Raw genomic sequence first — 25,883 nt, forward strand, 5'->3', positions numbered from 1 at the left:
AGGTGGACTTCGCCTTCGATCACGCCCAGCACGACCGCGCCGGACACCTTCGCAAGGACGATGCGTGGCGGCGGGGTCCCGGAGGCGGCAACGACATCCGCGTGCTGGTCATCGGCGGTGAGCACGTGCCGACGCACGGCGGAGCAGGGCTGCGCTGGATCCCCGCGGACGAGGCGCCCGAGGGGGAGTGGATCTTCCTCGGCGTCAAGGACGGCGTCCGTCACGCCGCGGTCATGGTCGACCGCCTGCCCGCCGAGCTCGAGCCGGCCAGCCTGCGGGTGATCGGCCCCACGGTCGCCGCGGACGAGGCGTCGATGGCGGTGCACGCGGTCGGCATCGCCCGCTGGCACCAGACGCACCGCTTCTGCGCCAAGTGCGGGGCTCCGAGCGACATCGCCCAGGCGGGGCACGTCCGCATCTGTCCTGCCTGCGGTGCGCACCACTTCCCGCGCACCGATCCCGCGGTGATCATGCTGATCACCGACGACCAGGACCGGGCCCTGCTCGGGCGTCAGGGTGCGTGGCCGGAGGGGCGCTTCTCGACGCTCGCGGGCTTCGTGGAGCCGGGGGAGACCCTGGGCGACGCCGTGCGCCGCGAGGTCATGGAGGAAGTCGGCATCGAGGTCGGCGACGTCACGTACGCCGCGAGCCAGCCGTGGCCGTTCCCGTCGAGCCTCATGCTGGGGTTCTTCGGCCGGGCACTGACCCACGACATCGTGGTCGACCAGGACGAGATCGCCGAGGCGCGCTGGTTCTCCCGCGAGGAGGTCACCGAGCTGACCGCCTCGTCGCAGCTGCTGCTGCCGCCCGACGTCTCGATCTCCCGGTGGCTGCTCCACCAGTGGCACGGCGGCGCGATCCACGGCCGCTGGACCTGACCCCCCGGTTCGCCGACGCGAGCCTTCGGTACGTGTGAGGGGAGGGTTGCGGCCCTTCAGGAGGCCAGCTTGGCCTTGACCTGGGCGACGCTCGGGTTGGTCAGCGCGCTGCCGTCGGCGAAGATGAGCGTCGGGACCGTCTGGTTGCCGTTGTTGGCCTTCTCGACGAGCGCTGCCGCTTGCGGCTCCTGCTCGATGTCGACCTCCTCGAACGTGATTCCCTCGCGCTTCAGCTGGCTCTTCAGACGGTGGCAGTAGCCGCACCAGGGGGTGGAGTAGATCGTGAACGTGCCGGGCATGGAGTGTCTCCTTCGACGACTAGTCTGAACATCTCAACACATCGTCCGTTCACCCCATTCCTGAGGAGCCTGCGTGCCACCTGCCGACGACCTGTTGTCCGGGCTCGACCCCGAGCAGCGGGAGGTCGCACTCGCGTTGCGCGGCCCCGTCAGCGTCATCGCCGGCGCCGGCACGGGCAAGACCCGAGCGATCACGCACCGCATGGCGTACGGCGTCGCGACGGGCGTCTACAAGCCCACCGAGGTCCTGGCCGTCACGTTCACGACCAAGGCCGCCAACGAGATGCGCGTACGCCTGCGCGATCTCGGCGCCGCCGGGGTCCAGGCCCGGACGTTCCACTCCGCGGCACTGCGCCAGGCCCGGTTCTTCTGGCCGCACGTCTACGGCGGCGAGTTCCCCGAGATCACCCAGTCGAAGTTCCCGCTGGTTGCCGAGGCCATGCGCCGCCTGGGCAAGCGGGCCGACACCCCGCTGCTGCGCGACCTCTCCTCCGAGATCGAGTGGGCCAAGGTCTCCAACATCGCGCCCACCGCGTACGCCGCGGCGGCCGGCCCGGCCCGCCGCGAGGTCGCCGACCTGTCGGCCGGTGACGTCGCCAACGTGCTGGCCTCCTACGAGGAGGTCAAGCGCGAGCGCGGCCGCATCGACATGGAGGACATCCTCCTGGTCACCGCCGCGATTCTGGCCGATGACGAGCGCATCGCCGCGCGCGTGCGCCAGCAGTACCGCTGGTTCGTCGTCGACGAGTTCCAGGACGTCAACCCCCTGCAGTCGACGCTGCTCGAGCTGTGGCTGGGCGGCCGCGACGACATCTGCGTCGTCGGCGATCCGCGCCAGACCATCTACTCGTTCGCCGGGGCCTCGCCGCAGATCCTCGCCTCGTTCGGCCGCCGCCACGAGGGTGCCCAGCGCATCGAGCTGGTCCGCAACTATCGCTCGACACCGCAGATCGTCGCGGCCGCGAATGCGGTCTTCGCCCGGTCGAACGCGACCGAGGGGGTCCGGCTGGTCTCGCAGCAGGAGCCCGGCGACCCCGTGACGTACGTCGGCTTCCCCGACGAGCTCGCCGAGGCCAACGCCGTGGCGAGCGAGATCGCGCTGCTGCACCGTCGCGGCGTGCCCTACCGCGAGATGGCGATCCTCTATCGCATCAACGCCCAGTCCGAGGCGTTCGAGGAGGCGCTCGGCGAGCACGGCATCCCGTACTCGATGCGCGGCGCGACCGGCTTCTTCAACCGCCCCGAGGTGCGCCAGGCGGTGACGCTGCTGCGGGGCTCCGCGCGCGGCGGCGAGACGGCCGGACACCTGGTCGACGACGTCCGGGCCATCTTCGCCGCGATGGGCCATACCGACGAGCCACCGACCGCGGCCGGTGCGGTCCGCGACCGGTGGGAGTCGCTGCACGCGATCGTCACGATGGCCACCGACCTCGCGGAGTCGACGCCGGGCGCCGACATGACCGCGCTCGTCGCCGATCTCGACCGGCGCATCGAGCAGGCCCACGCGCCCGCGGTCGACGGCGTCACGCTGGCGACGCTGCACTCGGCCAAGGGCCTGGAGTGGGACGCGGTCTTCTGCGTCGGGATGCACGAGGGCATGATGCCGAGCATCCACGCCGACACCCCCGTGCTGGTCGAGGAGGAGCGCCGGCTGTTCTACGTCGGCGTGACCCGGGCGCGGCACGACCTGATGATCTCGTGGGCGGCGGCGCGCAAGCCCGGCGGCCGCGGCAACCGGCAGCCCACGCGCTTCCTCGACCCGTTGCTGCCGGCCGGCCACCAGGCCCGGCAGGTGTCCTCCCAGGCCCGCCAGCGCAAGGTCGCCAAGTGCCGGGTCTGCAACCAGGTCCTCGCGGTCGCCGACCGCAAGCTCGGGCGGTGCTCGACGTGCCCCGCGACGTACGACGAGGACCTCTACGAGGCGCTGCGGGCCTGGCGCAAGGAGCAGGCGACCGAGCAGGGCAAGCCGGCCTACGTGATCTTCACCGACGCGACGCTGCAGTCGATCGCCGAGGCCAAGCCGGCCGACGAGGCGGCCCTCGAACGCGTCCCGGGCATCGGTCCGGCCAAGATCGAGCAGTACGCCGCGTCAGTCCTGGAGCTCGTCGGCAAATCCCGGTAGGGACTCCTCGAGGATCTCGCGGAACGGCGCCGTCGCCCCGAGCTGGCTGAGCACGCCGATCCCGCCGAGCCAGACCCGGTGGATCAGCAGGTACTGCGGCGGCAGGTTGATCTTCATCGCCGTGCCCATGCCCTCGGCGGTGGGGGCGCTGACCCGCAGCGTCTGCTCACGGAGCCACTCGCGGCTGAAGGTGAACGCCTCGACCTGGGCCGGCTCGACGAACGGGCCGATGTAGCGGGCGATCGTGTCCGCGTCGAGATCGTTGGTCGATCGCACGAAGCCCTCGTCGCGCAGGCCCTCCAGGACGCTGTCGAAGTCGCCGTCGACCGCGTGGCGCAGCAGTCGGCCCATCGTGGGCGGCAGCCCTTCGGGGAGGCGGGCCACGGCACCGAAGTCGACGACGCCGAGCCGACCGTCGGGCATGATCCGGAAGTTGCCCGGGTGGGGGTCGGCGTGCAGCATGCCGGTGCGGCGGGGCCCGGCGAACAGGAACCGGACGTACGCCTCGCCGTATCCGTCGCGCTCGTCCTGCGTCCCGCTCGTGATGATCTGGGCCAGGGACGAGTCTGCCTCCAGCCACGTCGAGACGAGGGCGTGCTCGGTGTGGGCGAGCGCCCTCGGCACGATGATCTCGGGATCGTCGGCGAACTCGGCCGCGAACACGTTCTGGGCCCCGGCCTCGAGCGAGTAGTCGAGCTCCTCGGCGACGCGGTCCTGCAGCTCGCGGACGAGGGGCTTCACGTCGAGCCCGGGGGCGATGACGCCGAACATCCGGGCCAGCCGGCTGATCTGTCGCAGATCGGAGAGCAGAGCCTTCGCGGCTCCCGGGTACTGCAGCTTGACCGCGACGTCGACGGGCTCGGCGCCCGGGTCGTCCGGATCGGACCACGTCGCCCGGTGGACCTGGCCGATCGACGCCGAGGCGGCCGGGCGGTCCCCGAACGAGGGGAACTGCTCGCGCCAGTCGTCGCCGAACTCCTGCGCCATGACCCGGTGCACGGTGGCAGGAGGCATCGGTGGAGCCGAGTCCTGCAGCTTGACGAGCGTCTCGCGGTACGGGCCGATGAGCTCCTCGGGAAGCGCGGCCTCGAAGATGCTCATGGCCTGGCCGAACTTCATCGCGCCGCCCTTGAGCTGTCCGAGGACGCTGAAGATCTGGTCGGCGGTGCGGCGCTGCACCTCGTCGAGGACGAGATTGGCGGGGGTGCCGACCACCCGCTTGCCGAGACCGAGCGTCGTGCGTCCGGCGAAGCCGAGCGGAAGAGAGGCGAGTCGAGCCGTACGCGCGAAGGCGCTGCCCGTCAGCGGGCGGCCCTTCGGCTGGTCCTGCTCAGGGGTCTCGGACACGTGCTCAGGATAGTCCGGCGGTCGCGATCACGCGGCCCCAAGCAGATCGCACGTGCACCGCGGATGGAAGGGGACGGGCCGCTGGGTCCGCTCGTCGTGGCGGGGACCCACGAGCAGGCAGCACCCGACGGTGAGGGGCCGTGCGCCGTCCAGGTGGTCGAGCGTCGCCGCCGCGACCTCCACCGCGGCGGCGTGCGCCGTGGTCGCGCGCAGCCCTGCAGCGGAGGCACCGCCGGCGGCCCGACCCAGCTGGTGCAGCAGCGCGGGCCAGGCCGGATCGAAGTCGGCGCGGTGCAGGTCGTGACAGCAGAGCCCCGGGGTGCGGCCGGGGGTGACGAGGGGGCCGATGCGTACGCGGTCCTCGTCGATGACGACCGGCAGGTGGTCGATCCCCCAGAGCGAGGCCTGCTCGAAGGCCGAGCGTGGCGGCTCGCCGCACGACACGAGCACGAGCAGCTCCGGCTCGGTGGAGTCGAGGCGGTGCAGGCCCGCCGAGGTGAGGATCGAGCGGATGGCGCCGACGACCTCGCCGCTCGCGGGATCGCCGACCACCGCCAGCTCGTGCGTCGCACGCGGGTCGGCGGCCGACGTGTCCACGACGGCCCCCGCCGCCATCAGCCGGGACACGAGCTCGGAGACGTCGTCCTGCAGCTCCGGGACCCGCTCGCGCACCAGCGCCCCGAGCCGTTGCAGGTCCCGGGCCCCGTCGAGGAGGCGCAGGAACGAGAGCAGCCCGGGTCGGTCGGGGAGGATGACGCCCGGCGACGTGCCGACCTGCAGGTGCGTCGCGTCCCGACGCAGCAGCGGTGCGCCGGGACGGAGCGCAGGTCGAAGGGCCATGTCGTCAGCCTGCCCGCGTCGTCGTGCCGGGCCAAGCCACCGTCCACAGCGGCGCTGTGGACGTCGGTCGACCCGTGGGGACGCGCCGCGACTCGCCGAGGGGTTTTTGGCCGCTCCGAGCGTGAAATGCCACCGTCGCACCTATGCTGACAGTGATCAGCACCACATCGGCAAGGAGGCCGCAATGTCGGAAACATGGAGTGGCGAGTTCTACTGCGTCAAGTGCAAGGAGAAGCGCGAGACGTCCGGAGAGGTCCATGTCAGTGACAAGGGCACTCGCATGGCCAAGGGCGTCTGCCCGGTCTGTGGCACCAAGCTGAACCGGATTCTCGGCAAGGCCTGAATCCACCAGTGGGGCCCCGCGCCCCGCACTTCCCCCACTCTTGCGGAGGACCCGGCACCGGCCGGGTCCTCCGCACCTGTGTGCACCCGGCGGGGGTCCACGTCAACCTCTGGATCGAACCGTTGTCCACCGCTTGTGGACAACTCTGGGGACAAGTTGTGGGGAACGCCGAGCGAGCCTGTGGACGAAGCGGTGCACAACCTGTGCGGTGAGCGGGCGCGGGTGGCAGTGCGTGGTGCGTGAGCAGGACTTTCGGCCGGACCCGCCTGTGGACGCAGAAAAGACACCTCGCGGCGGTAGATTCACCTCATGGGCGAGGTGGAGATCCGGCGCAGCGACCGGCGCAAGCGCACGGTGCGGGCGTACCGCGAGGGCGGCAGGACCATCGTGCTGATGCCGGCGCACCTGTCCAAGGCCGCCGAGGACGAGCACGTCCGCAACCTCGTGGAGCGGCTCGACCGCCGCGAGCAGCGGGTGCGCCCCAGCGATGACGAGCTGATGGCCCGGGCGGCTGCCCTGTCGCAGTCCTGGTTCGGCGGCCGGGCGGTCCCGTCGTCGGTCCGCTGGGTCACCAACATGGACAAGCGATGGGGCTCGTGCTCGAGCTCGGACCAGAGCATCCGGCTGTCCCACCGGCTGCAGGGCATGCCGGCGTACGTCGTGGACTACGTGCTGGTGCACGAGCTGGCGCACCTGATCGAGCCCAACCACAGCCGCCAGTTCTGGGCGCTGGTCAGCGCCTACCCGGAGACGGAGAAGGCGAAGGGATTCCTCGAAGGCGTCTCGTGGCAGCAGCGGTGAGGTCGCGCACCGACTGATCGGTTCCGTCGGGCAGGTCGTCCACGTCGAACCAGGCCAGATCGTCGGACTCGTCGCTGATCGCGATCAGCTCGTCCGTCGCGATGCCCACGAACTGCACGTCCAGGTGGTGCGACGGGCGGATCGGTCCGCACGAGGGGACCTCGTGGCGTGACAGCAGCACGGGCTCGGGGTCCACGCTGATCGTGCGCAGGCCGCTCTCCTCGAGCCCCTCGCGCCGGGCGGCCTCGACGAGCGTGGCGTCGCCGGGCTCGCAGTGACCGCCGGTCTGCAGCCACCGCTTGATGATCCGGTGCAGCGTCAGCAGCACGCGCGACCGGTCGGGCGAGACGATGACCAGGCTCGCGGTGAGGTGATCGGGGTGGCAGCTGCGACTCATGGCGTCGGGATGTGCGTCGAGGTGCGCGAGGTAGAGCAGCCGGAGCCGCTCCTGCTCGTCGTCGGGGGCCGTCCACCGCGCGAGGACGTCGTACGCGTCCCCGTGCAGCGTCACTCGGGACGGTCCTCGTCGCCGGTGTGGTCGCCTCCGTCGAGCAGCTCGCCGAGGGCGGCGTCGAAGTCGTCGTCGCCCTGCGTGCGGCCCTCGCCCTGGGCGAAGCCGAGCGGATCGTCGAGATCGGCAGCGACGGGCATGAGGTCGGGGTGGCTCCAGACCGCGTCGCGCGCATCAGCGCCCTGGCGGTCGCGCAGCGCGGCCCACAGCGTCGTGGCCTCGCGCAGCTTGCGGGGACGCAGCTCGAGGCCGACCAGGGCAGCGAACGTCTGCTCGGCGGGGCCACCCGTGGCCCGGCGGCGACGCATCGCCTCGGACAACGGGGCGGCGGCCGGCATGCGGTCCTTGGTCGCCTCGGTCACGACCTCGTCGACCCAGCCCTCGATGAACGCGAGCAGCGTCTCCAGCCGATCGAGCGCACGCTGCTGCTCGGCCGTCCGCTGGGGCTCGAACAGGCCACCTGCGAGCGCCTCCTGGATGTCCTCGGGCCGCGAGGGGTCGAGGCTCCGCATCTGCTCCTCGATCGCCGAGATGTCGATGCGGGTGCCCCGGCCGTACTCCTCGATCGCGCCGACGAGCGCCGAGCGCAACCAGGGGGAGTGCTGGAAGAGGCGGTGGTGCGCGCACTCGCGCAGCGTGACGTAGAGCAGGACGTCGGCGGCCGAGTGCTCGAGACCCTCGCCGAACGCCTTGACGTTCTCGGGGATCACGGCGGCGACCCGCTCGGGGCCGAGCGGCAGCCCGATGTCGGTCGACGACACGACCTCGCCCGCCAGGCCACCGAGGGCCTGGCCGACCTGCTGGCCGAACATCGCCCCGCCGGCCTGCGTCAGCATGCCGAGCAGGGGACCGGCCATGGCCTTGGCCTCCTCGGGCAGGGCCTGGCTCATGGCCGTGACCACGTGCTGGGCGATCGGCTCGACGAGCTGCTGCCAGGTGCCGGCGGTGGACTCGATCCACTCCGCGCGGCTCCATGCCGTGGCGGTCGTCGCGCCGGCGGGGATCGAGGTCGCCGTGTCGAGCCACAGCTCGGCGAGCCGGGCGGCGTCGTCCACGGCACCCTGCTGGGAGCTGGTCGGGCTCGGATCGGGACCCGCGGCGGCCACGGTGTGGCGGGCGACGTCCTTGGCGAGATCGAAGTTGACGCTGCCCTCGTGCGGGGCGAACATCTTCTGCATCTGGCCCATGATCTGGTTCATGTCGATCGGGCCGCCGGAGAACGCGCCGAAGATCTGCTCCATCGGCGTGCCCTTGAAGGGGTTCTCGGGCTCGTTCTTCTCGTCATCGGCCATGTGACAACACTACCGACTTGCTCCCCGCACCCCAGCGTTCCGTGTTCGCCCTACGATGAATCGACATGACAGCCGTACGCCTCATCGACATCCGCGAGACCCCGTTGAGCCTCGACGAGGTCTACGCCGCGGTGTCTGACCCCACCGCGGGAGGCACGTGCCTGTTCGTCGGGACCGTGCGCGACCACGACGGGGGACAGGGCGTCAGCGCCCTCGGCTACTCCTCGCACCCGACCGCCGTGGCGCGTCTGCAGGAGGTGGCCGAGCGCATCGCCGCCGAGTGCGACGTCGTGGCCCTGGCGGGCGTCCACCGCGTCGGCGACCTGACGATCGGTGACCTCGCGGTGGTGGTCGCGGCCTCCGCGGCGCATCGCGCGCAGGCGTTCGAGGCGTGTCGCCGGCTCATCGACGAGCTCAAGGCGGACGTGCCGGTGTGGAAGCATCAGACGTTCACGTCGGGCGACTCCGAGTGGGTGCACCACGCCTAGCGTGGACATCTCGACGGGGATTCGCTCCGGGTTGTCCTGACTCACTACTCTTGACGTGTGCCCGAGCCCTCCTCGCTGAGCCGTCGTTACACGACATTGGTCGTGGCGGCGGTTTCGTTGATCGTGCTGACGAGCGTGGCGTTGCTGGTCCCGGTGCCGTACGTGACGATGAGTCCCGGCCCGGCGTTCGACACGCTCGGGTCCCCTCGCATCGCCGGAGGCAAGCCGCTGCTGACGTTCGGCGACGACGTCAAGACGTATCCGACCACCGGATCGCTCGACTTCACGACGGTGTCGGTGACGCGGCCGGACTCGCAGGTGTCCATCGTCGATGCGATCAGGTCGTACGCCGACAAGGACGTCGCGGTCGTGCCGAAGTCGCTGGTCTATCCCGACGATGAGTCCGAGAAGGAGTCGAGCGCGCAGTCAGCCGCCCAGCTCGCGAGCTCCAAGGACGCCTCGAAGGTCGCCGCCCTGCGCGCTGCGGGCTACGACGTCCCCGGTCGCCCGGTCATCGCCGCCGTGGTCAAGGACGGCGCGGCGGCCGGCAAGCTCGAGTCGGGCGACATCGTGACGAGTGTCGACGGCACCGAGGTCACGTCGTCGGATGCCGTCGTCAAGGCGGTCGGCTCGGTCGAGCCCGGCGACACGGTCGAGGTCGGCATCGAGCGCAAGGGCACCCCGCGGACGGTCTCGATCGTCACCCGCGCAGACCCCCAGGACCCGGACGTGCCGCGGCTCGGCATCTCGATCGGCACCAAGTTCAGCTTCCCGATCAAGGTCGACAACAACGTGGGCCGCGAGATCGGCGGACCCAGCGCAGGCTCGATGTTCGCCCTCGCGATCTACGACAAGCTGACCCCCGGCCAGCTGACCGGCGGCAAGACGATCGCGGGGACCGGCGAGATCTCCGCGGACGGCGTGGTCGGCGCGATCGGCGGGGTGCGGCAGAAGATGGCCGGCGCGGCAGAGGCCAAGGCGACGATCTTCCTCGTGCCGGCGGCCAACTGCGCCGAGGCCGCGGACGGCGACGACCACGGCCTCAAGCTGGTCAAGATCACGAAGCTCGACGACGCCATCTCCTCGCTCGAGGCGCTGGCCAAGGACCCCAAGGCGAAGGTTCCCTCATGCAGCTGATGCCCGACTCCCCGCTCCGCCAGGCCGCCCTCGAGGTCGAGTCGCACGTGGGCGCCGAGGGATGGGACCAGCCCCCGCGCCTGTTCGCGCTGGTGCCCACGGCAGATCTCGTCGCGGCCGAGCCCGGCCTCGCCGACCAGCTCGGTGGCGACCCCGACGGCATCACGCCGATCGAGCAGGAGCTGCCCGAGGGACGTGAGCTCGAGGACCTGCTGACCGAGATCGAGTGGCCCGACGCCGTGATGGGCTGCGCCGCCGTGATCGAACGCATCATGCTGCCGCCGGAGGCCGAGGAGTCGCTGCCCGAGGACCCCGACGCGATCGTCGAGGCGGCCATCAACCACCCCGACCGCCGCGAGGTGCGCCTCGTCGCCGCGGTGACGCGCGACGGCCGGTCCCACAGTGCGGTCCGCGCCAGGGACCCCGCAGACGCGGAGCTGCTGGAGGGCCCTGACCTGGTCCCCGGCCTGATCGAGCACCTCCGCACCACCCTGACCTAGAGTCTTGACACCCCTTCACCCAGGAGACCTGTGAGCGACATCTTCGGAACACCCCGTCCGCGCCAGCCCCAACCCCCGTCGGGGTCCGGGCGACGCCAGCGGGTGCTCGTCCCGACCCTTGTGACCTTGGCCGTGCTGCTCCTGCTCGGCTCGATCTTCATCAGCGTGTGGACGGACCGGCTGTGGTTCAAGTCCGTCGGCTACAGCGAGGTCTTCCGCAGCGTCCTGGTGTCCCGTGTCGGACTGTTCGTCGCGATGGGGCTGATCTTCGGCCTGTTCGTGATCGGCAACCTCTACCTCGCGTACCGGACGCGTCCCGACACGGTGCCGCTGCGTCGTGACGACCCGTCCTACCGCTACCGCCTTGCGCTGACCCCCATCCTCAAGCCGATCGGCATCGTGCTGTTCCTCGTGCTCGGCGCATTCGCCGGCTCCGTCGGCGCGAGCCACTGGGACACGTACAAGATGTGGCGCCACGGCTCGTCGTTCGGCGTCAAGGACCCCCAGTTCAACAAGGACGTCGGCTTCTACGTCTTCGACTACCCGTGGTGGCGCTTCCTGACGTCGTTCTCGTTCGCGATGATCGTCATCACGGTCCTGGCGGTGCTGTTCCTCAACTACGTCTACGGCGGCATCCGCATCGCCGGCCGCGGCCCCAAGCTGACCCGCGCGGCGCAGGTGCACCTGTCGGTCCTGGTGGGTCTGGGTGTCCTGACCCGGGCCGTCTCGTACTACCTCGACCGCTTCGGCCTGGCGATCGGCAACTCCAAGCTGTTCGACGGCATCGGCTACACCGACGCGAACGCCCGCATCCCGGGCAAGAACATCCTGATCGGTGTCGCGATCGTCTGTGCGATCTTGTTCTTCGCGGTCATCTTCATCCGCTCGTGGACCCTCCCGGCGATCGGCCTGGGTCTGCTCGCGCTGACGTCGATCCTCATCGGCGCGATCTGGCCGGCGGTCATGCAGGGCTTCCAGGTCAAGCCGTCCGAGCCCGACAAGGAAGGCCCCTACATCGCCCGCAACATCGAGGCGACGAGGGAGGCGTACGACGTCGCGGACACCGAGGTCGAGTCCTACTCGGCCAAGACCGACCTGACGGACAGCGAGCTCGCCGCCTCCGCGGAGTCGCGCGTCAGCACGCGTCTGCTCGACCCGACCCTGATCTCGGACGCGTTCGAGCAGCTGCAGCAGGTGCGCGGCTACTACTCGGTGCCGAGCACGCTCGACGTCGACCGCTACAAGCTCGAGGGCGAGAAGGTGCCGCAGGACACGATCATCGCGGCGCGTGAGCTCAACCTCGACGGCCTGCAGGACACGCAGCGCAACTGGGCGAACGACCACACGGTCTACACGCACGGCTATGGCATCATCGCCGCCCGCGGCAACCAGCGCGGCCCCAACGGCGAGCCGGTCTTCACCGCGAAGGACATCCCGCAGATCGGCGAGATCAAGACCACGACCCCGCCGCGGATCTACTTCGGCGAGCAGTCCCCGTCGTACTCGATCGTGGGTCGCCCGAAGGGTGCCGCCGCGATCGAGGTCGACATCCCGCGCGGTGGCGCGACCGGTGAGGACGGCAAGGTCAACGCGACCCAGAACACGTACGACGGCAAGGGCGGCGTGCCGATCGGCGGCCTGTTCAACAAGGCGCTCTACGCGTTCAAGTTCGCCGAGCCGAACATCATCTTGTCCAACCGGGTCAACTCCGAGTCCAAGATCCTGTACGACCGCGAGCCGCGCGACCGGGTCAAGAAGGTCGCGCCCTGGCTGACGGTCGACGGCGACTCCTACCCGGCGGTCGTGGACGGTCGTGTGGTGTGGATCGTCGACGGCTACACGACGAGCAACTCCTACCCGTACTCCGAGCACCGCTCGCTGCGGGAGGCCACCGCCGACACGCTGACCGACGGCCGCGCGCAGAAGGCGCTGCCGACCGACCAGGTCAACTACATGCGCAACTCGGTCAAGGCCGTCGTCGACGCGTACGACGGCACGGTCAAGCTCTACCAGTGGGACACCAAGGACCCGGTGCTCAAGACGTGGATGAAGGTCTTCCCCGACGTCGTGGAGAGCAAGGCCAAGATCAGCGACGCGCTCCTGGAGCACCTGCGCTACCCGGTCGACCTGTTCAAGGTGCAGCGCGACGTGCTGCAGCGCTACCACGTGACCGACGCGCAGACGTTCTACGAGGACGGCGAGCGGTGGAAGGTGCCCGAGGACCCGACGGCCCCGAGCAACTCCAGCGCCCTGCAGCCGCCGTACTACCTGTCGACCGCGCGGCCGGGTGAGGACACGCCGAAGTTCAGCGTCACCAGCGTCTACCTGCCCAACCGGCGACAGAACCTGGCGGCGTTCGTTTCGGTCAACTCCGAGGCGACGGACACCGAGAACTACGGCAAGATGCAGATCCTGCAGCTGCCGAGCGAGACCCAGATCTCGGGTCCCAGCCAGATCGCGAACGACTTCCAGACCGACAAGGGCGTCTCGCAGGCCTTGCTGCAGTATCAGCAGTCCAAGACGGCGTCGATCCTGTACGGCAACCTGCTGACCCTCCCGGTCGGCGACGGGCTGCTGTACGTCCAGCCGGTCTACATCAAGCGCAGCGCGGTCGAGGGCTCGTACCCGGTCCTGCAGTTCGTGATCGCGTCGTTCGGCAAGGACGTCGGCTTCGGACAGACCCTGGACGAGGCCCTCCGGGTCGCGCTGGGTCTTGAGGAGGGGACGAACCCCGACGACGCCGCGGAGAGGCCGACGACGCAGCGACCGGAGTCCTCCGGCAACCAGACGGCCTCACAGCTGCTGGACGACGCGTCCCGGTTCTACGACCAGGCGCAGGATGCTCTGAAGGACGGCGACCTCGCGCTCTACCAGCGTCGGATGAACCAGGTCGGCGACGCGGTCGAGAAGGCGCAGCGGGCCGTGGAGCAGGCCGAGAAGAAGGAGTAGTAGGGGGCGGGCGCCCGTCAGAGCAGGTAGTGGAACAACGGACTGCCGGGCGCCACCCGCTCCACCCCGAGGGGGCTGTCCTCGAGTCGCTCGAGGAGGCCCTCGAGGTCGTCCGCGCTCGCCAGCTCCACGCCGATGAGCGCGGGCCCGGTCTCCCTGTTGTTGCGCTTGACGTAGTCGAACAGCGTGATGTCGTCGTCGGGCCCGAGGATGTCATCGAGGAACCGGCGCAGCGCGCCCGGCTCCTGCGGGAAGCTCACCAGGAAGTAGTGCTTGAGGCCCTGGTGGATGAGGGACCGCTCGAGCACCTCGCCGTACCGGCTGATGTCGTTGTTGCCGCCTGAGACGACGCACACGACGGTGGAGCCGGGCGTGACCTCGATGCTGTCGAGGGCGGCGGTCGCGAGGGCTCCTGCCGGCTCGGCGATGATGCCGTCGGACTGGTAGAGCCGCAGCATCTCGGTGCAGATGTGGCCCTCCTCGACCGTCACGAGCTGGGCGCCCGCGTCGCGTACGAGCGGGAAGGTGTGCTCGCCGGCCGTCCCGACCGCCGCGCCGTCCACGAACGGGTCGACCTCCGCCAGGGGAGTGGGTGCGCCGGCCGCGAGGGCAGCGCCCATCGATGCGGCGCCGGCCGGCTCGACGCCGATGATGCGGGTGCTGGGGTGCCGTTCGTGCAGCCAGGTCGCCATGCCGGCGATCAGCCCGCCTCCGCCCACCGGGACGACCAGCAGATCGGGCGCCTGACCCAGCTGCTCGACGATCTCGGGGGCCACGGTGCCCTGACCGCTGATCGTCCGCGGGTCGTCGAACGCCGGCACGAGCACCGCGCCGGTGTCCGCGGCATCCTGCTGAGCGGCGCGGAACGCGTCCTCGTAGGAGTCGCCGACCACGATGACCTCGACGTCGGTGCCACCCAGGGTCACGATGCGCTCACGCTTCTGCCGGGGCGTCGTGCCGGGCACGAAGATGCGTCCGCGGGTGCCGAGCCGGCGGCAGGCGAGAGCGACCCCCTGCGCGTGATTGCCGGCGCTCGCGCACACGACGCCGTGGGCCCGCGCGTCGGCGTCGAGCTGCACGATGAGGTTGTACGCGCCACGGATCTTGTACGACCGCACGGGCTGCAGGTCCTCACGCTTGAGCCAGACCTGTGCGCCGGTCGCCTCGGACAGGCGCGCGTTGAGCTCCAGCGGCGTACGGCTGGCCACGTCAGCAACGCGAGTCGCTGCCTCGTCGACGGTCGCTGCGGTCACTCGGGCGTTCGAGATCGGGGAAGTCGTCACGTCGGTCAACCGTAGTCGCGGGCACTTCGGCCCGGCATCCCGGTGCCGCTTGCGGGACGGGCGTCGAGTGCGATGACCCGATTTGGTCCGGCGGGGGTGGACCTGTAAAGTGGAGCATGCGACGCGGGGTGGAGCAGCTCGGTAGCTCGCTGGGCTCATAACCCAGAGGTCACAGGTTCAAATCCTGTCCCCGCTACCACCACGAAGGCCCTCACTGGAGACAGTGAGGGCCTTCGTCATGTACGCCACCATTCGTCGTGTGCGAGCGCCTCGGACACGAGAGGGTGCTCTCCCGTCGGCACGGACAGCCGAGATGGCCTGCTCGGCCTTGGCTATCGGCTGCGTCAGCCGCTGCTCGAGCAGACCGATGACGGTCAAGGAGTGCGACGCACCGACCGTCGATACCTCGGGGACGTCGGACAGCAACGTCGCGACGGCCGGCGGGAGGCAGTCAACACCGCCCTGAGCCCCACCGACGAAGAGCTCGCGTGGGCTCGCACGATCCGCGAGTCGGTGACGAGCGGGGGAGTGGCGGTCGTCGACGGCGCCATGATCGACCCCCCGGTGCTGGCGCGCGCAGCTCAGATTTTGGCGAGGGTTCGCTGAGAAGGTTGACGCAGTGTCCACAACGCTTGCGAGGCCCGTCACCGTGACGGCCGGGGTCAGCAAGGCGGACGACCGCGATGTCTTCGATCGGCGGAGCGACCTCGACATAGGGTCAGTTGATTCGCTCGAGGACGAGGAATTCGGTGTCCTCAACGGCTGTCGCCCCGGTGCCGGTCCCCTTCGTGCACGGCCACGACGTCCCCGATCCCCGCATGTGTCCCGTCCGTGAACGTCAACGACCCCTTCGCGATGATCAGCTGCTCGTCGCGATCGTGGACTCAACGCCTGCGGAGCGGGTCTCGGCTCCCTCCTGCGGGCAGGACCGGACCGAGGGAACCTGCCACCCCTTGGCCAACCTGGAGGGGTGAAGGTTCACGCCGCGACCATAGAAGTGGGTGAACTTCATGATCAACGGATCCCACTTCTCCGGATCGATGTGCCGATCCGAGCCTGCGATCAACAGCTCCGGACGGACGTGCGTGCGGATGACCCTTGCTTCGATCGCCAGGAGGCCGCTGTCCTCCCCGTCGAACGGCGCCACGCCTTGAACCGACGACTCGAGCGAGATGGGGCACTCCAGGACCCGGGCCGGCGCGACGAGATCGGAGGGGATGGGCGTGAGTCCCGCTGCGCCGAACTTGTCGGCCACGTGCGTGTAGCCCTTGATCACCTTGTGTGCGGGGACGGTGCTGGTGCCTGTGAGGAGCGCGAGCCGGTCGACCGCCTCGACCATCGTCGAGTCTGGGAGGTTCAGCACGAGCTCACCGGTCCGCTGGAGATTCAGGGTGGTCTGGGACGTCGCATCGAGCCCGAGCATGCATGAGCCACCCACCCACCACGCAGATGACATCGGAGCCACGTTCGTCGACCCGTCTGGGTTCTCGGTACTGATGAGCACCACCGGTGTGCCGAAGTAGAGGACGCGTGGCTCGATCACTCGATGCGCGTGTGTGTCGAGCATGTTCACCACGTCGACGTTGCCAGAACTCGAGCGTGAGGACTGGCAGTAAACGGACGCGGAGGTCACGTCCGCCATGCTGCGGCGCATGGGCCGAGGTGCTCGGAGGTTCGCAAGGGCATCGGGAGCTGCCTGACCGCGCTCGGGGCATGGCGGGCCTAGGGTGGGGCCGTGAACGACGAGACGTCCGCCGCCGCGCGCGGATCGCGCCGGAGGGAACGTACCCGGGCTCTGCTCCTCGACGCGGCCGAGCTGTTGATGTCGCAGCGCGCGGCCGAGGAGATCAGGATCGAGGACGTCGCCGCGGAGGCGGGGATCTCGCCGGCGTCCGTCTACGTGCACTTCGGCACGAAGGACGGGCTCCTCGCAGCCGTCACTGAGCGCGTCCTGGCCGTGGCGACGGACGCGCTCCGCTCGGCGTACGCGGCGCAGACGTCACCGCTCGAGCGCTTCGCGGGCGTCGGAGCGGCGTACCTGCGGCTGCTGCTCGACCACCCTGCGGTGCTGAGATATCTGACGGTGACGGGGGAGCGCGGTCCGCGTACGCCTGCCGAGGAGGAGGTCGTCGCCCGCTTCAGCCAGCTGCGACGAGAGTTCGAGCAGAGCATCCGGGACGCCGTCGAGACCGGCGCGATCCGCCGGGTCGATCCCGAGCTCATGTCGTACTTCCTCTTCGGAGCGTGGAACGGGGTGGCGACGCTGGGTCTGCGCCGCGACGCCCTGGTGCTCTCGCCCGAGCGCGTCGAGCTGGCGGTGATCGAGGCCGGCCTGGTGCTCCTGGAGGGGCTGATCGTGGACTCGCCGACCCCCTGACCGGCGCGGGCCCTTGGCACAGCGGCCCCTGAGGGAGTTAACTGGAGTCCGACTCCAGAACTCTTGAAAGCGATCCGCATGACACAGACCGCCCTGCCCTCGACCCCGACCCCCGAGGGCGACACCGACACCTGGGACGCGGTGGTGGTGGGCGCGGGTCCGGGCGGACTCACCACGGCGGCCTACCTCGCGGCGAACGGCAAGAAGGTGCTGGTCCTCGAGGCCAACCAGGTGGTCGGCGGCAGCACCCAGGTCTTCCGCCGGGCCGGCAACAAGTTCGAGTTCGACGTCGGCACCCACTACGTCGGCGAGTGCGGCCCGGGCGGCCGGATGCAGACCGCCCTGTCCGGGCTGGCCCTCACCGAGCGGATCAAGTGGCTGCGCCAGGACCCCGAGGGGCACTGCCGCATCATGATCCCCGGCACCACGTTCCACACTCCGACCGGCTGGGACACCTACCTCGAGCGGCTCGTCGCCGCGTTCCCCGACGAGGAGGCGGGCCTGCGACGTTGCGTGCGCATCCTGCGGATCATCTCCGCGGGGGAGGAGCCGCGCCGCAAGCCATGGGCACTGCTGCGCTGGGGCCTGCGCCCGATCACGACGCTGATGGACGCGTGCGGCCTCAGCGGCGACGCGCAGGCCGTGATCCTGGCCGAGAACGGCGACTACACGTGGCCGCCGCACCGCACGCCGGCCGTGATGCACGGAGGCCTGCTGCACCACTACCTCCAGGCGGGCGCCTACTACCCGCGCGGCGGCGGCCAGGTCATCGGCGCACACCTCACGGACGTCATCCAGACGCACGGCGGCACGGTCCGCACGAAGTCGCGCGTCGACCGCATCCTCATCGAGGACGGCCGCGCCGTGGGCGTGCGGCTGCGCGGCGGCGAGGAGGTCCGGGCCGACGTCGTCGTGGCCGCGGGCGACTACAAGAAGACCTGGACCGAGCTGGTCGGCGACGAGCACCTCACCCGTCGGCTCCGCAAGCGTTTGGCCGGTCTGGAGATGACCCAGCCGATGTTCGCGGTCTACGTCGCGCTCGACGTCGACCTGCGTGAGCGCGGCACCCCGCCGCTGGCCTGGGTCTGGCCCAACAACGATGTCGACGGCTACTACCGCGAGGTCGCGGCCGGACGGTGTCCCGAGCAGATGCCGGTCGGCATCAGCTGCCCCACGGCGAAGGATCCCGAGGGCACGCACTCGGCACCGCCGGGCTACTCGACCCTCGAGCTGGTCAGCTGGGCCCCCAAGGAGCACGCCTTCTGGAACGTCGACACCGACCCGATGGAGGGAGCCGAGTACGGCCGCGACGAGCAGTACCGCAAGCTCAAGGACGAGCTCACCGAGCGTGTCCTGGACACCGCCTCGCTGATGATCCCGGACCTGCGCGAGCGGATGGTGTACTGCGAGGCGTCCACGCCCATGACGCAGGAGCGTTTCACGCTGACCTCGGACGGCTCCTGCTACGGCATCGCGCCGCTGATGCGCAACCTCGGCCCGTTCCGCCCGCGGGTCAGGACCCACATCCCGGGCCTGTTCCTGGGAGGCGCCAGCACCGAGCACATGTTCGGCATCAACGCCACGATCTGGGGCGGCATGAAGACCGCCGGAACGATCCTGGGACGCGATCTCGAGCAGGAGGTGCGCGACGGTGCGGTCTTCGTCGACGAGGCCGACCTGACGCCGATCACCCCCGACTTCGACCCGCTGCTGGCATCGAAGCCGGGCTCGCGCATCCGCCGGGCGGTGCGCCGGCGTCCAGTGGCCTAGGTGTACCCGGCCATGACGTTGGTGACAGGCGGCTGATCGGGGGGCAACCTCGAGTAGTTGTCGACCAGCGGCTGGACGTGATCGTGACCGACCCCGGTCTTGTTCAAGCGGGACTGATGATTGGTCACGGTCTCGCCCCTGGTCCGCCAGCCGCCACCTTCTGGAATTCTGCGGAATTTCTTGACGTCCATGTGGGCCAGCTCGCCGGGGCGAGACTTCTCGTATCGGACTGCGGTGGTCTTCGACGACCGGATCACCTCGCCGGTCATCGGGTCGAGGTGACGCAGGTAAGCTCGGACTCTGGAGTTCCCGGCCCGCTGCATGCTGCGGAGGCGTGTCGAGCGAACCTCGGATTCTCCGTTCGCCCGTGCAGGTGGCCGTTGACGAAGATTGGCCGAGTTGGCCCTACCGGCGACAGGCCCGACGGTGCGGGTTCGTGGCGCCAGATCGAGCTCGCCGCCTGACACTGTGTATGCATCAGACCCCATGATCGTCAGTTCGTCGCTGGTCACCTCACGACCTGGCGCAGAGGGTAGGCATCAGGGATCTTTCGTGGGCCGGGGTCCCGATGAGGATGGGCCTGCGTGCCGAGACAGGTGCCCAACCGACGGATGACAGATCCGCGGTCAGCGGAGGTATGCCATGAATGACGAGACGACAGACGCGGGTGGACGGTTCGTGCGGCGCGCAGCCCAGGGCACGAATCACGCGCCGTCTCTGGGAGCGCCTTTCGTCGAGTCCTCGAATGCGCGGCACTGGGCCGAGCTCATCCGGGATGTGTATGGGGGCGTCGACGTGGTTGCGCGCACCGAAGACCCGTTCGAGGGTCGACTGGCGCGCAGGACGCTGGATCGCCTCGAGACGGTCGAGCTGAGGACCAGCGCCCAGGAGTACACCCGGACGCAGTCGATGGTCGCGAGGCAACCGTCGGACGACCTGTTCGTCACGTTGATCGCCCAAGGCGAAGCGCTCGTGGTCCAAGGCAACCACACGTCCACGCTCTCGGCCGGGGATTTCGTGTTCGTCGAGAGCAGCCGGCCGTACACCGTCGCTGTCGGCTCGTCGACCCGGCTGATCGACTTCTCGTGGCCGCGCGACGGGATCGGTCTGGCCGAGTCGGAATGCCGAGCCATCACTGCTCGTGCGTTCAGGGCCAGCTCGCCACTGGGGCGCTGGCTGTCGCCCGCCCTGCTGGGCCTGCACGACATGGACGAGGGAGTGTCCCGCGCGGGAGTCGCCCGTATCGCCGACGGAATCGCAGACCTGCTCATCACGGCTGCTCTTGAGCTGGGCACGCCGGAGGACGTCCACGCCCAGTGGCGAGGACAGTACGACGAGATGCTGCGCTTCATCGAGCGGAACCTGGACGACCCGGATCTCTCGGCGGAGACGCTCGTCGCGCACTTCTTCATGTCCTCGAGGTCAGTGCACCGCATCTTCGCGCGATTCGGCTCCACCCCGACGGTCAGGATCCGCGAGGCCCGTCTCGAGCGGGCCCGACAGATGATGATCGCCCGCGCTCACCGGACAAAGTCCGTCAGCTTCATCGCCAGCCAGGCCGGGTTCTCGAGCCTGCAGGTGTTCAGCCGGACGTTCACGGCGAAGTACGGCGTGGGGCCGCGGCAGTACCGGGCCGATCACCTGTAGGGCGCGTTGGCAGTGCGTCGACCTCGTGGCCGCGTTGGCCGCGGCGCGGATCCTGCGGCCACGAGGGCAATGCGTCAGGTGAGCTGCTGGAGGATCAGACCGGTGTCATAGCCCATGGTCTCGTGACGCATCTTGGAATTGTCCTCGTTCAGCTGCATCACCACGATCGCCGGGTAGCTGATCCGGCGGCCGGTCGGCTCGATGCCGAGGAGCTCACCGGTGTGGTCGCCGGTGATGGTGAGGAACATCGTCGAGGTGTTCTCGGAGTCGAAGATCCCCGTCACCTCGATCTGCATGTTGGTCAGCGCGCCGAAGTAGCCCGTGCAGTACTCGCGCATCTGGGCCTGGCCCTTGACGGTGTCGGTCGTCGTCAGGTCGCTCATCTGGACGTCGTCGGTGAACAGCGCGCAGATCTGGTCAACCATCTGCCCCAGTCCCTCCGCTGTCGTGCAGTCGGCAGCGTTGATCAGCGCGATCTCCTGGAGCAGTGGGTCGCTCGGCCTGTTCATGTGAACTCCTCGTCGTTGTCGGTGATGCGACTGCCGCGGACTGTCCCGGCGTGGCCGGCCGAGCCTGCGGCGGGTGATGGTGACTGGAGCGTAGATCCGCCGGGCCGGGTCGACTTGACAATCTCCGCCAGGAATCAGGGCTTTTCCCGACAGCTGACCGGCCCGTGCAGGGAGGCGAGAAAGGGCGTATCGGATGGCGCCACGCGGCAAGTCGAGCCCCGCGTGCCGCCCTAGTGTGGCGGCTCACCACTGGGTTGCCAGGGCCGGCGACCTGGGCTTGTCCCGCACACCACGAGGAGTGATCGACAGCATGAGCAGCTCAAAGACGATGTACGACGTCGCCGTGATCGGCGGTGGTCTCTCGGGGGTCACCGCGGCCCGGGACCTGCGCGACCGGGGTTACTCAGTGGTGCTCCTCGAGGGGTCGCAGCGGCTGGGGGGACGCATCTTCGCCCGCCCCTTCGCCGGCCTTCCCGACGTCTCGGTCGACTTCGGCGGAACTTGGGTCAACACGTCGATGCAGCCGCTGATGAACAGCGAGCTGACGCGCTACGGCATCGCGGTCAGGGGGGACCTGCCGTCGGGCGGTGCCGCCTTCCACACCGGAGGGGCCTGGCGCTCGATGCCGGTCCCACCAGACCAGCTGCATGACCTGGAACGCGCGCTGATGCACCTGCGGACGGCGTCGCAACGGTTCACTCCCGGCCTCAAGGTGACACAAGCGGGCGTGCGCGACCTCGACGTCTCGGTGGACGAGTTCTTCGCGCCCCTGAACCTCCCGGACGCTACCCGCGACCTCCTGTACTCCATCGTTGTCGTCTACGGCGGGTGGGACCCGGGCAAGCTCTCGGTCTTCAGCTTCCTGTCCCAGATCGCGGCGTTCGGGCACAGCCCGTACCTGTTCTACGGTGCACTGACGGAGCGGATCGTCGGTGGTCTACACACCCTGCTCGAGGCGATGGTCCTCGGGTCCGGGATCGACATCCGCCTCAGCCACCGGGTCGTCGCGGTCGAACGCGGTCCGGACGGGGTGACCGTGCGCCACGAGGGAGGCGGGCTCGTCGAGGCCCGGGAGTGCATCGTCGCTGTCCCGACGAACGTGATCCGTCACATCGACTTCACCCCGCCCCTGAATCCTGACAAGCAGAGGCTGCTCGGCCGCAATCACATGAGCCGGGCGATCAAGTGTGCGATCCGCGTGCGCAACCTGCCGCCGCGCCCTCTGGCGATGGGTAGCCGTGGCTTCCACATGATCTGCTCGGGGAAGGAGCTGGGTGACGGCACGGAGATCGTGTACGGCTTCTCCAGCGAGCACCACATGGACTTCGACCCGCGTGACGTCGGCCGTGTGCAGGAGTGGGTGCGCGAGTACTTTCCCGCGGCGGAGGTGCTGACGGTGGACTTCCACGACTACGGCGCCGACCCGCTGTTCGACGGGACATACCGGATTGACTGGCCCGGCGAGGCCGTCGACTTCCTGATGACCATGAACGAGCCCGAGGACCGGATCGTGTTCGCCGGGACCGACATTGACGAGTCGGTCTGGCGTACCTGGATGGAGGGGGCCCTGAGCAGCTCCCGCGTCGCGGTCGACGTCGTGACCGCGAACCTGCGTCAGGGCCGCACGCCCTGACCGAACCGCCGGGCTGGTCCCGTCCCTCGCGGCCGGTCGCTTGGCGGATCTGGCCTAGAACCGTGGCGCCAGGAGTCAACTCGCTCCGGGCCGGCGTCCCTAGCATCGAGTCACCCAAGTCGCGTGTGACCGCCGTCTCATCGAAACCCGCTGTCGGCGGATCCAACCCGGCGACCGATCTATGCACCATCCACCAGGCCTGGCATCCCCTGCCGCTCTCTCATCGAGGAGTTCCCCCATGACATCTCACGTTGCCCCGCCCGATCGACGATCCTCCCCGCCGCCTGCCTCCGGGGGTGAGCAGTTGCGGGGCAACATGGGCACGTTCGAGCTCACGTTCACGGCGCTGGCGTTCAACGCGCCCCTGGCCGTCGTGGCCGGCTTCATCCCGGTGATCGCGGGCTTTGAGAACGGACTCGGATCACCGCTGCTGTTCCCCGCCATGGGGGTGCTGCTGCTGTTGTTCTCGGTTGGTCTGAACGCCATGGCCGGCCGCATGGAGAAGCCCGGTGCCTTCTACGGCTACATCACCCGCGGTCTGGGGCGTCCGCTCGGCTTGGCGTCGGCGTTCTTCGCGGTGCTCGTGTACGTGGGGTTGGGGGCGGGAACGTTCACGCTGCTCGGCGTCGCTGCCGGAGACTTCGCTGACAACGTGCTCGGCCTGGAGAACTCCGGCCCGTGGTGGGCCTGGGCGTTGCTGGGATGGTCCGTCGTCGTCGCGCTGAGCCTGCTGAACATCGGGGTCTCCGCCAAGGTCCTGGGCATCGCGATGTTGTTCGAGGTCGCGATCATCGCGGTGTGGAACGCGCGGGTCCTCTTCGACGGTGGGCCTGACGGCCGCGACGTCCCGGTCTTCGACCATGTCTTCGACGGATCGATCGCCCTCGGCCTGTTGTTCGTCGCGATGTGCATGACCGGATTCGAGTCGCTGCAGGTGTTCCGCGAGGAGACCGACGCCCCCGAGCGCACCGTGCCTCGCGCCACCTCGTGGTTCCTGATCATCCTGTCCGTGATGTACGGCATCACGACCCTGGTCTACGTCATCGGCCAGGGGCGCGGGGACGGACTGGCCGCCGGTGCGGCCGACCCCACGGGCACGGTCCTGGAGTCGATGCAGATCTATGCGGGAAGCCTGGCAAGTGATGCTGCGAGCCTGTTCCTCATCACCAGCGCGATCGCCTGCACCCTCGCCGTCCAGAACATCGCAGCTCGCTACGTCTACGCACTCGGGCGGGACAAGGTCGTTCCTCGGGTCTTGGGCAACGTCAGCCAGAAGCACGGCAGCCCGGTGCCGGCCAGCATCTTCACCGGTGTCGCGATCGCCGTGGTGCTGATGGCGCCCGCCCTCGGCGATGCCGACCCGGTCAAGTCCTATGCCGTTCTGCTGGGCCTGGCGGGCTACGGCATCGTGCTGCTGTGGGTCCTGACGAGCGCCGCCATCGTGGTGTTCTTCCGTCGGCACGGTGACGGGCAAGTCACGATGTGGAGGGGCCTGGTGGCCCCGGTCCTGGCGCTCATCGGATTGTGCGTCGTCGCATGGCTCGCGACGACCAACCTCGGTGACCTGGTCGGTGACGTCAGGCTCGCCCAGCTGATCCTGGCCGGTGCGGGTCTCGTCGCGCTGGCCGGAGGAGTGCTGGCGCTGTGGTGGCGTCGCGTCGACCCGCAGACGTACCAGGTGATCGGGCGTCAGGGCGAGTAGAGATCGCCACCCCGACCGGCCGCCGGGTGCTCATGTGGGGAGACGCCTGTGGTCGGTCTGGGACGGGGTGCTGCCAAGCCGATCGAGGCCGGGCAGCACCCCGCTCGCCGCTCTGGACCGAAGAGGAGGCCCGACAGGGTGTGTGAACTCGCAGCGGATTCCTACAGCATGTCGGGACCGATCCACTCGCGCTCACGGTGAGATGGCCTTCGGCTGAGCAGTGGTGGCAGAACCCGTGAAGCTCCCGCTCGCGGAGACTTGGCGCACGGGGACGGTCCGGGCGTCGGGTAATCTTCCCGCACGCGCGTCATCACAAGAGCAGGTGAGGGAGAAGACGTGAACGCCATGCCCCCCGGAACGATCCCAGTCCGTCTGGCGAGTCACGTTGCGAAACCTTCAGGCGCACGCAGCCTCAGCGACTGGTCCCAGGAGGTCTGGAACGTCTACGGCGCGCTCGAGGTCGTGGTGCCGAACGACCAGCCCTTCGGAGCAACGCTCGACAAGCACAGCTTCGACAAGCTGGACACCGTCGAGCTCCGCACCAGTCCGCAGACGGTGCGGCGAACCGACTCGATGGTCAAGACGCACCCCGTCGACTCGCTTGTGGTCAGCCTCTTCGTGGAGGGTCAGGGTCTGATCGTGCAGGACGGACGCTCGTGCTCGTTGGCGGCCGGGGACTTCGCTTTCATCGACAGCCGCCGTCCTTACTCCATGGTGCTGGAGACCGAGGCCCGGGTGATCGACTTCATCTGGCCGCGCGAGCTGCTCGGTCTGACCGATGCCGAATGCCTGGCCGCCACGGGACGTCCCGTGCCAGGAGCGTCACCAATGGGCCGCTGGTTGTCGCCGGCACTGGTCGGACTTCACGAGATGCGTGACGGTGTGTCCAGCGCCGGAGCGGGCCGGATCGTCGGCAGCGTGTCGGACCTGCTCGTCACCGCGGCCCTGGAGCTGGCCGAGCCCGACGAGGTCGGCGACCGCTGGCGCGGGCAGTTCGAGCAGGTCATCAAGTTCGTTGAGCGCAATCTCGACTGCTCGGACTTCGGCGTCGACCAGATCGCCGAGGAGTTCTTCATGTCGAAGCGAACGGTGCACCGGCTGTTCGCCCGGTTCGACACCACCGTTGCGTGTGCCGTTCGGGACATGCGCCTCGAGCTGGCCCGGCAGCGGATGCTGTCGCCGGCATATCGCTCGCAATCGGTCAGCTTCATCGCCAGTCAGCTGGGATTCTCCAGCCTCCAGGTCTTCAGCCGTGCCTTCACCGCAAAGTTCGGCGTGGGCCCGAAGGGGTACCGCGACGCACACGCGTGACAGCTGGCGCTCTGAGTGCATAGGGGTGTCGTCGTCGGTCAACTGCGACGTTGCGTCCAGATCTAGCGTTGACAGCACCCCGGGCAGACTGTCGTCGGTACGGTGTCACGCGCGATCGCGGTCAGCCTGACGACAGGGCCCTTC

Annotated in this window: 24 protein-coding genes and 1 tRNA gene; 16 read left to right on the forward strand and 9 right to left on the reverse strand. The window is 69.3% G+C overall.

The window, feature by feature from the left end; all coding sequences use genetic code 11:
* The first annotated feature begins 2 nt into the window (after positions 1 to 2).
* Positions 3 to 878 carry an NAD(+) diphosphatase gene (nudC, locus tag GEV26_RS03780; protein ID WP_153651826.1) on the forward strand — a complete coding sequence of 292 codons (876 nt, stop codon included), beginning with the start codon at positions 3 to 5 and terminating at the stop codon, positions 876 to 878.
* Between the two features lie 56 nt (positions 879 to 934).
* Here the strand turns inward: nudC and GEV26_RS03785 are convergent, their stop codons facing one another.
* Positions 935 to 1,177, reverse strand: a complete 243-nt coding sequence (locus GEV26_RS03785) for a mycoredoxin (RefSeq protein WP_153651827.1) — start codon at positions 1,175 to 1,177, stop codon at positions 935 to 937.
* A gap of 73 nt (positions 1,178 to 1,250) precedes the next feature.
* On the opposite strand from GEV26_RS03785, the gene GEV26_RS03790 reads away from it, so the two are divergent.
* On the forward strand, positions 1,251 to 3,299 hold the full coding sequence (locus GEV26_RS03790) for an ATP-dependent DNA helicase UvrD2 (protein ID WP_153651828.1): 2,049 nt from the start codon (positions 1,251 to 1,253) through the stop codon (positions 3,297 to 3,299).
* Here GEV26_RS03790 and GEV26_RS03795 read toward each other — a convergent pair.
* Together GEV26_RS03795 and GEV26_RS03800 are read right to left on the reverse strand one after the other, a co-directional pair.
* Complete coding sequence (locus tag GEV26_RS03795; RefSeq protein WP_243838902.1) at positions 3,267 to 4,646, reverse strand: ABC1 kinase family protein; 1,380 nt, start codon at positions 4,644 to 4,646, stop codon at positions 3,267 to 3,269. The two genes, GEV26_RS03790 and GEV26_RS03795, sit on opposite strands and share 33 nt — an antisense overlap.
* Before the next feature lie 27 nt (positions 4,647 to 4,673).
* The gene (locus GEV26_RS03800; protein WP_153651829.1) at positions 4,674 to 5,486 is read right to left on the reverse strand and encodes a hypothetical protein; all 813 of its coding nucleotides are present in this window, start codon (positions 5,484 to 5,486) and stop codon (positions 4,674 to 4,676) included.
* Between the two features lie 184 nt (positions 5,487 to 5,670).
* Between GEV26_RS03800 and GEV26_RS17860 the strand changes: the two genes are divergently transcribed.
* Both GEV26_RS17860 and GEV26_RS03805 read left to right on the forward strand, forming a co-directional pair.
* A complete protein-coding gene (locus GEV26_RS17860) occupies positions 5,671 to 5,829 on the forward strand; it encodes a DUF5679 domain-containing protein (protein ID WP_168217181.1) in 159 nt (52 codons plus the stop codon).
* 309 nt (positions 5,830 to 6,138) lie between these two features.
* Positions 6,139 to 6,630: a M48 family metallopeptidase gene (locus tag GEV26_RS03805; protein ID WP_153909358.1), complete on the forward strand. Its 492-nt coding sequence runs from the start codon at positions 6,139 to 6,141 to the stop codon at positions 6,628 to 6,630.
* Here GEV26_RS03805 and GEV26_RS03810 read toward each other — a convergent pair.
* Positions 6,563 to 7,141, reverse strand: a complete 579-nt coding sequence (locus GEV26_RS03810) for an NUDIX hydrolase (RefSeq protein ID WP_153651830.1) — start codon at positions 7,139 to 7,141, stop codon at positions 6,563 to 6,565. The genes GEV26_RS03805 and GEV26_RS03810 overlap by 68 nt on opposite strands.
* Entirely contained in the window at positions 7,138 to 8,433 is a 1,296-nt protein-coding gene (locus GEV26_RS03815; protein WP_153651831.1) for a zinc-dependent metalloprotease, read from the reverse strand. Before GEV26_RS03815 ends, GEV26_RS03810 begins: the two co-directional genes overlap by 4 nt.
* 65 nt (positions 8,434 to 8,498) lie before the next feature.
* On the opposite strand from GEV26_RS03815, the gene GEV26_RS03820 reads away from it, so the two are divergent.
* From GEV26_RS03820 to GEV26_RS03835, 4 genes are all read left to right on the forward strand, one after another.
* The gene (locus GEV26_RS03820) at positions 8,499 to 8,921 is read left to right on the forward strand and encodes a molybdenum cofactor biosynthesis protein MoaE (RefSeq protein ID WP_153651832.1); all 423 of its coding nucleotides are present in this window, start codon (positions 8,499 to 8,501) and stop codon (positions 8,919 to 8,921) included.
* A 57-nt stretch (positions 8,922 to 8,978) separates the two neighbouring features.
* Entirely contained in the window at positions 8,979 to 10,058 is a 1,080-nt protein-coding gene (locus GEV26_RS03825) for a YlbL family protein (protein WP_243838904.1), read from the forward strand.
* A complete protein-coding gene (locus GEV26_RS03830) occupies positions 10,049 to 10,558 on the forward strand; it encodes a PPA1309 family protein (protein ID WP_208430683.1) in 510 nt (169 codons plus the stop codon). Before GEV26_RS03825 ends, GEV26_RS03830 begins: the two co-directional genes overlap by 10 nt.
* A 132-nt stretch (positions 10,559 to 10,690) precedes the next feature.
* The gene (locus GEV26_RS03835) at positions 10,691 to 13,507 is read left to right on the forward strand and encodes a UPF0182 family membrane protein (RefSeq protein WP_243839043.1); all 2,817 of its coding nucleotides are present in this window, start codon (positions 10,691 to 10,693) and stop codon (positions 13,505 to 13,507) included.
* A 17-nt stretch (positions 13,508 to 13,524) separates the two neighbouring features.
* On the opposite strand, the gene ilvA is transcribed toward GEV26_RS03835, so the two are convergent.
* On the reverse strand, positions 13,525 to 14,790 hold the full coding sequence (gene ilvA / locus GEV26_RS03840; protein WP_243838909.1) for a threonine ammonia-lyase IlvA: 1,266 nt from the start codon (positions 14,788 to 14,790) through the stop codon (positions 13,525 to 13,527).
* Positions 14,791 to 14,912: 122 nt separating this feature from the next.
* On the opposite strand from ilvA, the gene GEV26_RS03845 reads away from it, so the two are divergent.
* Positions 14,913 to 14,989: transfer RNA gene (locus GEV26_RS03845), tRNA-Met, on the forward strand.
* A 182-nt stretch (positions 14,990 to 15,171) separates the two neighbouring features.
* Entirely contained in the window at positions 15,172 to 15,396 is a 225-nt protein-coding gene (locus tag GEV26_RS03850; RefSeq protein ID WP_153651835.1) for a hypothetical protein, read from the forward strand.
* A 253-nt stretch (positions 15,397 to 15,649) separates the two neighbouring features.
* Here GEV26_RS03850 and GEV26_RS03855 read toward each other — a convergent pair whose 3' ends face one another.
* Positions 15,650 to 16,357, reverse strand: coding sequence for a flavin reductase family protein (locus GEV26_RS03855; RefSeq protein ID WP_153651836.1), 708 nt, complete (start codon positions 16,355 to 16,357; stop codon positions 15,650 to 15,652).
* Between the two features lie 168 nt (positions 16,358 to 16,525).
* Between GEV26_RS03855 and GEV26_RS03860 the strand changes: the two genes are divergently transcribed.
* Entirely contained in the window at positions 16,526 to 17,167 is a 642-nt protein-coding gene (locus GEV26_RS03860) for a TetR/AcrR family transcriptional regulator (protein ID WP_153651837.1), read from the forward strand.
* Between the two features lie 78 nt (positions 17,168 to 17,245).
* The gene (locus tag GEV26_RS03865) at positions 17,246 to 18,937 is read left to right on the forward strand and encodes a phytoene desaturase family protein (RefSeq protein WP_153651838.1); all 1,692 of its coding nucleotides are present in this window, start codon (positions 17,246 to 17,248) and stop codon (positions 18,935 to 18,937) included.
* On the opposite strand, the gene GEV26_RS03870 is transcribed toward GEV26_RS03865, so the two are convergent.
* Positions 18,934 to 19,206 (reverse strand): hypothetical protein, encoded by a 273-nt coding sequence (locus GEV26_RS03870; protein WP_153651839.1) that lies wholly within the window; start codon positions 19,204 to 19,206, stop codon positions 18,934 to 18,936. The two genes, GEV26_RS03865 and GEV26_RS03870, sit on opposite strands and share 4 nt — an antisense overlap.
* A 373-nt stretch (positions 19,207 to 19,579) precedes the next feature.
* On the opposite strand from GEV26_RS03870, the gene GEV26_RS03875 reads away from it, so the two are divergent.
* Positions 19,580 to 20,584 (forward strand): AraC-like ligand-binding domain-containing protein, encoded by a 1,005-nt coding sequence (locus GEV26_RS03875; protein ID WP_153651840.1) that lies wholly within the window; start codon positions 19,580 to 19,582, stop codon positions 20,582 to 20,584.
* Between the two features lie 74 nt (positions 20,585 to 20,658).
* Here the strand turns inward: GEV26_RS03875 and GEV26_RS03880 are convergent, their stop codons facing one another.
* Positions 20,659 to 21,093: an ester cyclase gene (locus GEV26_RS03880; RefSeq protein ID WP_153651841.1), complete on the reverse strand. Its 435-nt coding sequence runs from the start codon at positions 21,091 to 21,093 to the stop codon at positions 20,659 to 20,661.
* A 310-nt stretch (positions 21,094 to 21,403) separates the two neighbouring features.
* Here GEV26_RS03880 and GEV26_RS03885 point away from each other — a divergent pair, with 310 nt between their 5' ends.
* From GEV26_RS03885 to GEV26_RS03895, 3 genes are all read left to right on the forward strand, one after another.
* On the forward strand, positions 21,404 to 22,726 hold the full coding sequence (locus GEV26_RS03885) for a flavin monoamine oxidase family protein (protein ID WP_194839959.1): 1,323 nt from the start codon (positions 21,404 to 21,406) through the stop codon (positions 22,724 to 22,726).
* A 238-nt stretch (positions 22,727 to 22,964) separates the two neighbouring features.
* Positions 22,965 to 24,428: an APC family permease gene (locus GEV26_RS03890; RefSeq protein WP_194839960.1), complete on the forward strand. Its 1,464-nt coding sequence runs from the start codon at positions 22,965 to 22,967 to the stop codon at positions 24,426 to 24,428.
* Between the two features lie 345 nt (positions 24,429 to 24,773).
* The gene (locus tag GEV26_RS03895) at positions 24,774 to 25,739 is read left to right on the forward strand and encodes an AraC-like ligand-binding domain-containing protein (protein ID WP_243839044.1); all 966 of its coding nucleotides are present in this window, start codon (positions 24,774 to 24,776) and stop codon (positions 25,737 to 25,739) included.
* The last annotated feature ends 144 nt before the right edge of the window (positions 25,740 to 25,883 follow it).

The organism is Aeromicrobium yanjiei, from assembly GCF_009649075.1.
Classification (GTDB): Bacteria; Actinomycetota; Actinomycetes; order Propionibacteriales; family Nocardioidaceae; genus Aeromicrobium; species Aeromicrobium yanjiei.